We start from the raw sequence: 12692 nt of genomic DNA on the forward strand, positions 1-12692 counted from the left end.
TCGCTGCCCTGCCACGCAACTAGCGCGACGCCTGCCGAGGGAAGCAGGTGCCGCCTCTTCCGCTCCGGGACGCCTGGCACTGATCCTGGGTGGAGTACTTGCAGTTCACCATCCCTTTGAACTTGGAGCACCATTGGTTTTGCTGGGTCTGTGCCGATGCAGTCTGTAGCGCGATGGTCAGCATTCCCGAGATCGCGGCCGCAACTAGGATCAACTTTCGCATCTTGAAACCCTCCTGATTCATCGAGCCGACGCGCCCGATCGCTTCATCTGGGCGTGGAATCGTGCGCTCTTGATGAGACCGGCGATATTGGGTGATTGCCTGATCAGGCGTCAGGAATTCCCTAGAGCGCTGTCGGATGGATTGTCACGCCTCGTCAGGTTTCTGCCTGCGTTTGCGCTGTGCCGTAACCGCGATTGCATCCGGCCGCACCGAGTAGATTTGCCGATGTGTGCGGCCGATCCCCTGGGCAAGAATACCGAGGGGCGATACCGCGAAATCGCAACCTCGGGGAAGGCTGACCGGCCCGACAGCATTTCAGAAATTTGAGGAGCGCACGGCTATGCGCGGTCGTCGAGCGACATCTCGGCAAGTCATTGCACTGACGCTGATGGCAGCTGTCTCCGCGCCGGTTCTGGCAGCGTGTGGCCGCCAAGCGGAAACAAAGGAATCGCCTCCGCGTCCGGTCCGGACCACGACGATCGAGAAGCGTGAGAGTCTGGTGCCGCTGACTTTCACAGGTCGCATCGAGGCTGAGGACGAAGTGAGTGTCGCATTCCGGATCGCGGGACGTCTGCTTGGGAACGACACCAAGCTCGATGACAGGGTCGAGGCCGGGCAATTGCTGGCACAACTGGAACCCCAGAACGAGCTGAGCTCATTGCGGCAGGCGAAGGCGGCTCTTTCGGCTGCACAGGGCCAGTTGACGCAGGCACGCAACCATTACGAACGTCAGGAGACCCTGTTGGCGCAGGGGTGGACCACGCGTGCGAATTTCGAGGCGGCGACGCAAGCACGACAGACCGCCCAGTCGCAGGTCGAGGCGGCGGAGGCACAGTTGAGTTCAGCGCACGATCTCGTCAGTTTCACCGAATTGCGAGCCGACGCGCCGGGCAAGATCACCGCGACGGGGCCGTCCGCTGGCGAGGTCGTTCAGGCCGGGCAAATGATTGCGAGGATCGCCAGACAGGACGGCCGGGACGCGGTCTTCGACGTTGCCGCTCAGATGGTCAGATCGGCGCCGGTCGACGTGCAGGTCACCGTCAGCCTGCGGATGATCCGAAGATCACCGCATGAGGCCGCATTCGTCAGATCGCGGCGCAAGCCGACCCCGTCACCCGCACGTTCGAGGTCAAGGTTGGCTTGACGGATCCGCCGGCAGCGATGCGGCTCGGTGCGACTGTCAATGGGCGCGTCGAAACCAGCTCCGGGCCGGTGATCGATATACCGGCAACCGCGTTGACGCGGATAAATCAACAGCCTGCGGTGTGGATTGTCGATCCGTCGGCCAAAACCGTGTCGGCACGCAACGTTGATATCCTGCGCTTCGACCAGGCACAGGTCATCGTCTCGCAGGGGTTGGACGCGGGAGAGATTATCGTCACCGCGGGCGTTCAGGCGCTTCATCCGGGCCAGAAGGTCCGGGTGCTCGGGTCAGAGCCATGATCGGGCTCAACCTCTCCGAGTGGGCGCTCAAGCATCGCTCGCTCGTCGTCTACGCCATGATGGTTGCCGTGATCACCGGGTGCCTGGCGTATGTCCGGCTTGGTCGAAACGAAGATCCCTCCTTCATCATCAAGACCATGGTCGTTCAGGCGGCCTGGCCGGGGGCCACGGCCGAAGAGACAATGAAGCAGGTGACGAAGCGGCTCGAGCGCCAATTGCAGGAGACGCCCAATCTGGACTTCCTGCGCAGCTTCACCCGGGCGGGTCTCGTCACGATTTTCGTCAACCTGAAAGGAAGTGCGAACGCAAGCGAGGTTTCCGATACCTGGTATGAGGTGAGGAAGAGCGTCGGCGACATGCGCCACACCCTGCCGGCAGGGGTCGTCGGTCCGGGCTTCAATGACGACTTCGGTGACACGTTCGGCATCGTCTACGGCTTTACCAGCGACGGCTTCACTCAGCGGGAGTTGCGCGATTTCGTTGAGGATATTCGCTCCCGATTGCTTCAGGTCCCGGACGTGTCGAAGATCGAGCTATTGGGCGCGCAGGACGAGGTGATCTTCGTCGAATTCTCCAAGCAGGAACTTGCGACCTTGGGCGTCGATCGGGCGGCTCTGCTCGCCTCGCTGCAATCGCAAAATATCGTCCGACCGGCGGGCGTGATCCAGACGGGCAAGGAAAATATTTCGGTTCGCGTGTCAGGCGGCTTTCAGTCGGAGCAGGATATCGCCAGCGTCAATTTCGTCGCTGGCGGTCGCACGATTCGCCTGAGCGATATCGCGCAGGTGCGGCGCGGCTACGTGGATCCGCCGCAACCGATGTTCCGGGTCAATGGCCAGCCCGCATTCGGGCTTGCCATCGCAATGCGCGATGGCGGCGACATTCTTGCGCTCGGCAGAAACGTCAAGAAGGTGATGGCGGAGATCACCGTCGATCTCCCAATCGGAATCGAGCCGAGCCTCGTTGCGGACCAGGCAGTCGTGGTCGGCGGCGCGATCGGCGAATTCATGACCTCTCTCCTGCAGGTTGTCGTCATCATTCTGGTGGTGAGCTTCATCAGCCTCGGGATCCGTCCCGGCCTCATCATCGCGCTTGCCATTCCATTGACGCTGGCGATCGTGTTTCCGATCATGGAGATCGCTCGCGTCGACATGCAGCGGATATCGCTGGGGGCGCTGATCATCGCGCTCGCGCTGCTGGTCGACGATGCGATGACGACCACCGACGCAACGCTCAATCGGCTGGCGCAAGGCGACAGGAAGGTCGACGCTGCGACATTTGCCTTCCGCAGTCATGCCTTTGCCATGCTGGCAGGAACGCTCGTGACGATCGCTGGCTTCATCCCGGTCGGGTTTGCGGCGAGCTCGGCCGGCGAATACACTTTCTCGCTGTTTGCGGTGGTGGCGATCGCGCTGTTGGTGTCGTGGCTCGTTGCGGTGATCTTCACGCCGTTGCTGGGTGTGGTCATTCTTGTCCCACCCGCCCAGACGAGCTCTGCTGAGCCCGGCGGGGTATTCCGTTTCTACCGGAGTTTCCTCACGCTGGCGATGCGGGCCAAGTGGCTGACGATCGCGATCTCGCTGGCCCTCTTTGTCGCGTCCGTTGTTGCGCTTCCGTTGATCCCGCAGCAGTTCTTTCCATCGTCTGACCGGCCCGAATTGCTGGTGGATCTCAGCCTGCCGCAGAATGCATCGATCCATGCGAGCGAGATGGCCGCGAAGCGGCTGGATGCGGCATTGACCGGCGATCCCGACGTCCAGCACTGGAGCACCAATGTGGGGCGCGGTGCAATCCGGTTCTATCTTCCGCTCAACGTGGAGCTTCCAAACGATTCTTTCGCGCAGGCGGTTGTCGTGGCAAAGGACGTTGCGGCGCGCGAGCGCCTGCATGTGAGGCTGGACCGTCTTCTCGCGGAGGAATTTCCGGCCGCCGTCTCCTCGGTTTCGCCTCTTGGCCTCGGCCCGCCTGTCGGATGGCCGCTGCAATATCGCGTTGGTGGACCCGATATAGAGCGGGTGCGTGAGATTGCGCTCAAGGTCGGGCAGATCCTTGCCTCCGATCCCAGGACCAAGAGCATCAATTTCGACTTGATGGAGCCGGAGCGCCAGCTGCGCATTTACGTCGATCAGGATGAAGCGCGTCGTCTCGGCCTGAGCTCGCAAGCGATATCGAGCGTGTTGAATACCGTGATATCCGGCGCAACCGTGACCCAGGTGCGCGACGACATCTATCTGGTCAACGTGGTGGCCCGGGCAGTCGATGAACAGCGTATTTCGCTGTCCAATCTGCGCACGCTTCAGGTGCCGCTGCCTGGCGGACAGACGGTGTCGCTCAGCCAGTTCGCGACATTCGGATATCACCAGGAAAATCCCCTGATCTGGCGACGCGACCGCGTTCCGACCCTGACGGTGCGTGCGGACATCGGCGGTGGAGCGCTGCCCGGTACGGTGGTGGACGCGCTATCGCCCGCTGTCGACAAGCTGAGGAAGACGCTTCCTGCATCCTACGATGTGGCCGTCGGCGGAACGGTGGAAGAGAGCCAGAAATCGCAGGCGTCCGTACTCGCTGTGGTGCCCATGATGCTGTTCGTCATGTTCACGGTTCTGATGATCCAGTTGCAGAGCTTTCCGCGGCTGTTGATGGTCGTCAGTGTGGCGCCGCTCGGGATGATCGGTGTTGTCGCCGCACTGTTGCTCTCCGGCAGGCCGATGGGCTTTGTCACTATTCTCGGCGTTCTTGCTTTGCTCGGCATGATCAGCAAGAACGCCGTGATCCTAATCAGCCAGATCGACGCGGAACGAGCGCAGGGCAAGAGCCCCTGGGAGGCGGCGGTGGATGCCAGCAGCTCCCGCTTCCGCCCTATCATGCTGACGGCCATATCGACCGTGCTCGGCATGATCCCGATTGCTCCAACCGTGTTCTGGGGCCCGATGGCGATCGCAATCATGGGCGGTCTGCTGGTTGCGACGATACTGACCTTGGTCTTGCTCCCGACATTGTATGTAACCTGGTTCGGGGAAAAGGGGCGGGTAGGGGCCTCCACTCGATCGATTGCTTGAGCCGGCGTTTCCTGCAGGGGGAATCCCGCCCTCGGACTAGGAGATCACCTGATATTCCAGGCTCCGCCCAAGGCGCATGGTGAACTGCCGGCAGGTCGATCAGCCGGGATGTTGCGCACCCGCCCGTCACGAGGTCTCCCTATGACTGGGTCTCCGTCAATCCAAAAGCTCTCGCTGTTCGCGTTGACTGCGATGGTGGTCGGCTCGATGGTCGGCTCGGGTATCTTCTCACTCCCGCGAACCTTCGGCATCGCCACCGGTCCGTTCGGAGCCGTCTTCGCCTGGTGCATAGCCGGCGGCGGCATGTACACGCTCGCGCGAGTGTTCCAGACGCTGGCTGAACGAAAGCCAGAGCTCGATGCCGGTGTCTATGCCTATGCGAAGGAGGGATTTGGCGACTATCCTGGTTTCTTGTCGGCCTTCGGATACTGGATAGGCAGCTGCATCGGCAACGTATCCTATTGGGTCCTGATCAAATCGACCTTGGGCGCCTTCTTTCCCGTCTTTGGAGACGGGAACACGATCACCGCGATCATCGTCGCCTCGATTGGAATCTGGCTGTTTCATTTCATGATCCTTCGCGGAGTGCAGCAGGCCGCCGCGATCAACACCATCGTCACGATTGCCAAGATCGTGCCGATCCTGGTCTTCATCGTGATCATGATATTCTCGTTCAAGGCCGACATGTTCCGCGCCAATTTCTGGGGCGGCGAGGGGATGCCGGACAAGAGTCTGTTCGAACAGATTCGCGCGACGATGCTGGTCACGGTGTTTGTCTTTCTCGGCATCGAGGGCGCCAGCGTCTATTCACGCTATGCCAAGGAACGGGCGCATGTCGGCGCTGCGACCATTCTGGGGTTTGCGCTCGTTACGAGCCTGATGGTGCTCGTCACCATGCTGCCATATGCGGTGCTTGCCCGCGCGGAGATCGCAGGCATGCGTCAGCCGTCCATGGCGACGGTGCTAGAAGCAGTGGTCGGGCATTGGGGCGCAATCTTCGTCAGCGTCGGACTCCTAGTTTCGGTGCTGGGAGCCTACCTCGCCTGGTCCCTGATCTGCGCCGAGGTGCTTTCCGCTGCGGGCCGGACCAGGGATATGCCAGCCTTGTTCGGCAGGGAAAACACGAACAAGGTGCCGGCTGCGGCGCTGTGGCTGACCAATGTGATCGTTCAGCTCTTCGTCATCAGCACCTACTGGTCGCAGGATGCGTTCGCGCTGATGCTCAATCTGACCAGTGTGATGTCACTGATTCCGTTCTTCCTGGTCGCAGCTTATGGCCTCCTGCTCGTCAGGCGCGGCGAGACCTATGAGAAGAGCCGCAGTGACCGAACGCGCGACATGGTCTTCGCCGGCATCGCGCTCATCTACACGCTGTTCCTGATCTATGCCGCTGGAATGAAATTCCTGCTGTTGTCCCTGATCCTCTACGCGCCGGGCACGGTCCTGTATTTTTGGGCTCGCCTTGAGCGGAAGGCGAGGGTCTTCACGGCCGTCGAGTGGGGCATCTTCATCGCAGCCGCCATCGGCGCCGCAGTCGGGATCCATGGATTGGCTACCGGCTACATCACCATCTAGGCACAGCAAACTCCAGGGAGAACTCCCATGGTAAAGCAGACATCGGACACCTCGGTTCCCTTCGGTGTCCATTCGGAGGTCGGCCAGTTGCGGAAGGTGATGGTTTGTTCGCCCGGGCGAGCCCATCAGCGCCTTACGCCCTCCAATTGCGATACCCTGCTGTTCGACGACGTGCTGTGGGTCGATAACGCCAAGCGCGATCATTTCGATTTTGTGCAGAAGATGCGTGACCGCGGGATCGAGGTCGTTGAGATGCACAACCTGCTGGCCGAGACGGTCGCGATACCCGAGGCCAGAAAGTGGATCCTCGACAATCAGGTTGTTCCCGATCAAGTTGGTCTCGGCCTCGTCAACGAGCTGCGCGGCTATTTGGAAACTCTAAAGCCGCGCGAGTTGGCGGAAACGCTGATCGGTGGAGTGTCGACTCACGACTTCCCGGATGCCCATGGCGGCGAGATGCTCAAGCTGGTCCGCGAAGCCGCCGGGATGACCGAGTATCTGCTACCGCCGCTTCCCAACACCCTGTACACGCGGGACACCACGTGCTGGATCTACGGCGGCGTCACGCTGAATTCGCTCTACTGGCCGGCACGGCATGAAGAGCCGATCCTTGCCACGGCCATCTACAAGTTCCATCCGGATTTCGCCGGCAAGGTCAACGTCTGGTGGGGCGATCCGACGCGGGATCATGGTCTCTCGACGCTGGAAGGCGGCGACGTGATGCCGATCGGCAAGGGCAACGTCCTGATCGGATTGAGCGAGCGCACCTCGCGGCAGGCAATCAGCCAGGTCGCTGCGGCCTTGTTCGAGAGAAAGGCGGCCGAGCGTGTGATCGTGGCTGCGATGCCGAAGCTGCGTGCAGCGATGCATCTCGATACCGTCTTCACGTTCGCAGACCGGGATTGCATTTTGCTCTATCCAGACATCGTCAACAGCATCGCGGCCTTTTCCTACCGGCCGGCCGACAATTCCGCCGGACTCGATCTGCGCAGAGACGAAAAGCCGTTCGTGGATGTCGTGGCCGATGCGCTCGGTCTTAAGAAGTTGCGCGTGATTGAGACCGGCGGCAACGCCTATATGCGCGAGCGGACCCAGTGGGACAGCGGCGCCAATCTCGTCTGCGCGTCCCCGGGCGTGGTGTTCGCCTATGACCGCAACACTTACACCAACACATTGCTGCGCAAGGAAGGGATCGAGGTCATCACCATCGTCGGTGCGGAGTTGGGGCGTGGCCGGGGAGGCGGTCATTGCATGACCTGTCCGATCACCAGGGACGCCGTAGATTATTAGGCGACCGGGAGGCGGGTTCGGCCTTGAAGCCAGCGCGTTCCGGCGTTCCAGCTGTTTGCTGGCAGCGCGGGGAGAGGGTCCGGCGGCCGCGACGTGTCGGCTCAATCACAGATTTATCGTCCTATCGTCGACACGCCACACTCATCGCCAAAGCTAAGGCGGTTCCTGGTGTACGCAGAAGCCATCGGGGACAGCCATGCGCGCGCCTACGGTTCTTTGGCTGGTCGTTGGATTATTGGGAGCAAGCACCGCGTGGGCAGCGGCGCGCGTGCGGCCGGTGCCATGGTGCCCGAGAACGGCTGCACGCTTCTCGGAAACCGCTGATTGAGTAATAAGGAAGACTTGTCCGCTTAAGCAGTTCGTGAATCCTGTTTGTAGCACTTTTAGCATCTGTCGCATCTTATTCGAGTTGAATGCCGCAAAGTCTGGCACAAACTGCATACTTGATCCCTTCCACGGCCCACCCTCACGAATTCGAGAGTTTATTCTGGGGCGACTACTACCTCTGGCACGGTCAACCAGACGGTGTATATTTGACCAACCCTAAGGGCGACCGTACTCAGATCCAGGCGATGGATGCCTTGCCCGCGGGGCAGGACGGCGACTCTCGATATTGAGCTTCAATGTCGGGCGTAACCGCAGCAGAGTGAGTGCGTACCGTGAAGCCCCATAGCTTTCCCGCCTCCGATTCAGTTCGAACCAGCGGCACGGGATGGTTGCAGCTTGGTTTCGAAGAAGCCAGTGACCGCCTGTACTGGATGTGCTCAGCCGACTTTCTCTTCGTAGTGCGCCCTTCGCTTGGCGGACGCTTCGTCTATGAGACGGTTAATCCGGCTTTCGAGTCGCGTCTCGGCATCTCGGCCGACGACATCCGGGAACTGGATGTCTCCAACTGCTTGAGCAGCTACGACGCCGGACCCGTCTGCCAAGCCCTACGCGCTTGTCTCGCCGAAGAGAAGGAGGTCAGGGTTCGCCATCGCCTGGCGTTTGGCGGCCAACGGCAGAATATGGAGACGACGATCGTTCCGGTCGTGGACCCCGCGGCCGGTGGTGTGGCCCGGCTGATCGGCAGCCATCATGTCGCCCACATTGGTCCGTTCGAGGAAGCGCCCAGACCGCTGGACGACGCACACGTCAACGTCAATTTGGGAGCCATTCAGGAGGAAATCCAGAAGCGGATTGCTTCCGATCTCCATGATTCGACATGTCAGCATTTGATTGCGGCGAGCCTCGGTCTCATGCAGATCCGACGCAGCATGAGCGATCCGATCAGCGCCGAGCGGCTCTGCGATGAGATCGATGCGTCGATCGACGAGGCGCTCAGGGAAATCCGTGCCTTTTCCTATCTGCTGCATCCCCGCAATCTGACCGACGATGGGCTCAAGGCCGCAATCGAGAATTACGCGGATGGATTTGCGGCTCGCACCTCGTTGCACGTCACGACCAGGATCGTGCCCGACGTCGATCGGCTGCCTTATGAGAAGCAGCGCGCGTTGCTCCGGATCGTCCAGGAAGCACTCACGAACATCTTCCGCCATGCGCAAGCGACGGAAGTGAGCATCGTCATTGACGCGACCGACAGCCACTTTCGACTGATGGTCAACGACAATGGGCGGGGGCTTCGCGCCGACTACGGCAAGCAAGGTGCAAAGGCAACATCCAACGGCGTCGGAATTCCGGCGATGAGGGCAAGGCTCGAGCAGATTGGAGGGGCGCTGGACATCAGCTCCGATCCGGCAACACAGCGGTCCGGTACCATCTTGCGCGCAGTGCTTCCGCGTGGGCTGGCAACGAACGGGCGTAGCCGGCGAAAGGCCACTACCTCCGTGAGGGCCCACGCAGGAACCCAATGAGAAGAAGAAGATTTACCGGTGGCGGGTGGCTGCCGTGTAACGACATTGGAGTGCTCTGCCATGAAACGAATTCTTATCGCGGATGATCACGAAGCGGTACGATCGGGTTTGCGAGCGGTGCTCGAACAGCGGGCGGATTGGGAAGTGGTTGCCGAGGCGAACGACGGCAGCAAGGCGCTGACCGCGGCAATCGAAAGCCGGCCCCATGTGGCCATCGTCGACTTCTCCATGCCGCGGATGACCGGAGTGGAGGTTGCGCGGCGGATCAGGGAATTTCCGCTGCAGACAGAGGTTTTGATCTTCACGGTGCACAAGTCCAGTCTGCTCGCGCAGCAGGCGTTTGAGGCTGGTGCAGGAGCGTTTCTGACCAAATCGGACGCGAACACATTGCTGCTGGCGGCCGTCGATGCACTTCTGGCGCACAGGCGGTTCTGTAGCGAAAGCTGTCGGAACGAGCTGGATCACGGCGGCGGCGGCGCAGATGGACGCCGCGGGCTTACGCCACGCGAGCAGCTTGTGGTCAAACTGGTGGCTGAGGGCTACAGCAACAAAGGCATCAGCGCGATCCTGAACCTCAGCGTCAAGACGACGGAGGCACATCGAGCGGCTGCGATGCGCAAGCTGGATGTGAACTCAACCGCAGGCCTGGTCCGGTACGCCGTTCGGGCGCAACTGGTTGGGGCGTGATAGCGCGTCGACCTGTGGAATCTTCTTGAGGGGAGCCTGTCGGTACATTCGCCGAGGCAGTTCAGGGTTTTGCAGGATGGCGCTTCGAACCGAGATACGCACGATCGATTGACCTTGCTGGTCCGAGCGTCTCCATCGGTTGCGGTCGGAAACGAGAACGACGCTATGAAACGCATCTTGATTGCGGATGATCATGCAGTCGTGCGCTCAGGTCTTCGCGCGATTGTTGAAGCGCAGTCCAACTGGATCGTCACCGGCGAAGCGACGAATGGTGAACAAGCCGTCGGTTTGGCCCTGGAGACGAGGTCGGACATCGTGATCGTCGACTACTCGATGCCGCTGATGAACGGGTTGGAGGTTAGCCGCCGGCTGAAGGCACTTGATCAGCATACGGAGGTGCTGATCCTGACGATGCATGAGGACGAGGATCTGCTGACTGAAGCTATTCTAGCGGGCGTCCGCGGTTTCTTGTTCAAGTCGGATGCCAAGAAGCATCTGATTTCCGCTATTGAGGCGCTGCTCGACGGCAGGCCCTACTTCACGAGTGCCCTGGTGGAGAAGCTGCTCCACGACTATCAGGTCAACAAGCAGGGCAGGTCGGACATGCTGCTAACCTCGCGCGAGCAGAGCGTCGTCCAGTTGATTGCAGAAGGGCATACCAATAGATCTATAAGTGACCTGTTGAAGTTGAGCGTGAAGACCGTCGAGACCCATCGTGCGTCGGCTATGCGCAAGCTCGGGATGTCATCCACGGCGGAACTGGTCCGCTATGCTATTCGGAAGAAACTGGTTGCGCCCTGAGGGATTCCGCCGTTGTCCTGGATGCCCGAGTTTGCAGCTGCCTGTCGGCCTGGGCTGTTTCGTGCTATTCCATTCGCAGACTAATCCAATGTGAAGTGGCTGTTCACACAGTCTTGAGCCGTCGCATCATTTACGCCGAATCTTGATCAGGTGCCGGTCGCGCCGGACTAGCCTTGCCCGGTATTGCTCTCCCTGTTCGCGCCGGCGTTTCCATTTGGATTGACGCGACGCGCGTTCCCGGGTTTTATCGGGCCGTCCGCTGGGAACAGGATCAACGGGCAGTCCGAATTTTCGGGAGCGATCTATTCGAGCTAAGAGCCAAGTCTCGATTGCTGGGCAACTGCGGCTGTTCAGTCCGGTGACAAAGAAGGATTGAATTTCTGGAACGTCAACACTATCGCTTTTCTGTGGCACCCATGATGGATTGGAGCGACCGGCATTGCCGGGTGTTCCACCGTCACCTGACGAGGCGGGCGCTGCTCTATACGGAGATGCTGACCACTGGCGCCATCATTCATGGTGACCGGGGGCGGCTGCTTGGGTTCGACGTGGTCGAGCACCCGGTGGCGCTTCAGCTCGGCGGGTCGGATCCGCGCGAGCTGGCGCTGGCGGCGCGGATCGGCGAGGAGTTCGGTTATGACGAGATCAACCTCAATGTCGGCTGCCCCTCGGACCGCGTGAAGGACGGCCGTTTCGGCGCTTGCCTCATGGCGGAGCCTGATCTCGTGGCGAGATGCGTCGAGGCGATGAAGCGTGCGGTTGCCGTACCCGTTACCGTGAAGTGCCGCATCGGCATCGACGACCAGGATCCGGAAGTCGCGCTCGACCAGCTTGCGCGCACAGTGGTCGCGTCCGGCTGCGATGCGCTGATCGTGCATGCCCGGAAAGCATGGCTCAACGGTTTGTCGCCGAAGGAGAATCGTGACATTCCGCCGCTCGACTATGATCGCGTCTATCGCCTCAAGCGCGCGATGCCTGATGTGCCCGTCATCATCAACGGGGGCATCCCAGGCATCGACGAAGCAAAAGCACATCTCGATCACGTTGACGGCGTGATGCTCGGACGGGCCGCCTATCAGGAGCCATGGCGGATGCTCTCGGTCGATCAGGACATTTTTGGCGAGCCCGCGCCGCATGCCTCCATGCAGGATGCGCTCGAGGCGATGATGCCCTATATCGAGCAGCAGCTCGCGCGCGGCACGCGGCTGCACTCCATGACGCGGCATTTCGTCGGCGCATTCCACGCCGTTCCCGGCGCGCGCGCCTTTCGCCGCCATCTTGCCGAGCAGGGGGTGAAGCCGGGCGCCGGCCTCGATGTGCTGCGCGATGCGATCGCGCGTGTCGGTGCGCGCGCGCCGGTGGAGGTGGCAGCCTAACCGTAGTCACACGAAGAGCCGGATCGCAATATCCGGCTCTTGCGTGATCCGCCTCAGCGGAGCAGATCGAAATGATAGCTCACGTCGACGCGGAAGGTGTGGAATTTGGCGGCGTTCCAGTCCGGCAAATCGTCGTGCTTGACGCAAATGCCACACTGGCGCGCTTTCGCGGCGCGCCGCCTGATGTTGCGGCCGGGGCGGATGGCAGCCCGCGTCATCGCGTCTGTCGGCCGTGGCGGCATAGCTCTCGTGGGGAGTCTAAAGCGGAATGGGGTTAGGTTGAATCGATTTGGGATTCCCAAATCAGCTTGTTTCTGATTCACCATGCTGGCTGGGCGGAGGCCAGCATGGATGGGCAAGCCTTATTCTCTGGATCTTCGCAAGC

Annotated in this window: 9 protein-coding genes and 1 pseudogene; 8 read left to right on the forward strand and 2 right to left on the reverse strand. The window is 61.0% G+C overall.

From position 1 onward, the window contains the following. Positions 1-19: 19 nt before the first annotated feature. Entirely contained in the window at positions 20-244 is a 225-nt protein-coding gene (locus QCM77_RS15940; protein ID WP_347882375.1) for a DUF3551 domain-containing protein, read from the reverse strand. Between the two features lie 319 nt (positions 245-563). Between QCM77_RS15940 and QCM77_RS15945 the strand changes: the two are divergent. The 8 genes and pseudogenes from QCM77_RS15945 to dusA all read left to right on the forward strand — a co-directional run bounded on the left by QCM77_RS15945 (position 564) and on the right by dusA (position 12307). Beyond that, a pseudogene (locus QCM77_RS15945) lies at positions 564-1666 on the forward strand (efflux RND transporter periplasmic adaptor subunit). Then, on the forward strand, positions 1663-4725 hold the full coding sequence (locus tag QCM77_RS15950) for an efflux RND transporter permease subunit (RefSeq protein ID WP_279684188.1): 3063 nt from the start codon (positions 1663-1665) through the stop codon (positions 4723-4725). Before QCM77_RS15945 ends, QCM77_RS15950 begins: the two are co-directional and overlap by 4 nt. A 141-nt stretch (positions 4726-4866) precedes the next feature. Beyond that, complete coding sequence (locus QCM77_RS15955) at positions 4867-6300, forward strand: basic amino acid/polyamine antiporter (protein WP_279684189.1); 1434 nt, start codon at positions 4867-4869, stop codon at positions 6298-6300. Positions 6301-6327: 27 nt separating this feature from the next. Then, complete coding sequence (gene arcA / locus QCM77_RS15960) at positions 6328-7590, forward strand: arginine deiminase (protein ID WP_279684190.1); 1263 nt, start codon at positions 6328-6330, stop codon at positions 7588-7590. Between the two features lie 650 nt (positions 7591-8240). After that, the gene (locus QCM77_RS15965) at positions 8241-9443 is read left to right on the forward strand and encodes a sensor histidine kinase (RefSeq protein WP_279684191.1); all 1203 of its coding nucleotides are present in this window, start codon (positions 8241-8243) and stop codon (positions 9441-9443) included. A gap of 60 nt (positions 9444-9503) precedes the next feature. Next, the gene (locus QCM77_RS15970; protein ID WP_279662886.1) at positions 9504-10130 is read left to right on the forward strand and encodes a response regulator transcription factor; all 627 of its coding nucleotides are present in this window, start codon (positions 9504-9506) and stop codon (positions 10128-10130) included. 165 nt (positions 10131-10295) lie between these two features. Continuing rightward, positions 10296-10931, forward strand: a complete 636-nt coding sequence (locus QCM77_RS15975; RefSeq protein WP_279662885.1) for a response regulator — start codon at positions 10296-10298, stop codon at positions 10929-10931. A 380-nt stretch (positions 10932-11311) separates the two neighbouring features. Further along, positions 11312-12307: a tRNA dihydrouridine(20/20a) synthase DusA gene (gene dusA, locus QCM77_RS15980; RefSeq protein WP_279662951.1), complete on the forward strand. Its 996-nt coding sequence runs from the start codon at positions 11312-11314 to the stop codon at positions 12305-12307. Between the two features lie 53 nt (positions 12308-12360). Here dusA and QCM77_RS15985 read toward each other — a convergent pair whose 3' ends face one another. After that, complete coding sequence (locus tag QCM77_RS15985) at positions 12361-12525, reverse strand: hypothetical protein (RefSeq protein WP_279684192.1); 165 nt, start codon at positions 12523-12525, stop codon at positions 12361-12363. Positions 12526-12692 lie beyond the last annotated feature (167 nt).

Origin of the sequence: Bradyrhizobium nivariense (assembly GCF_029846695.2) — a bacterium.
In the GTDB taxonomy this organism is placed as follows: domain Bacteria; phylum Pseudomonadota; class Alphaproteobacteria; order Rhizobiales; family Xanthobacteraceae; genus Bradyrhizobium.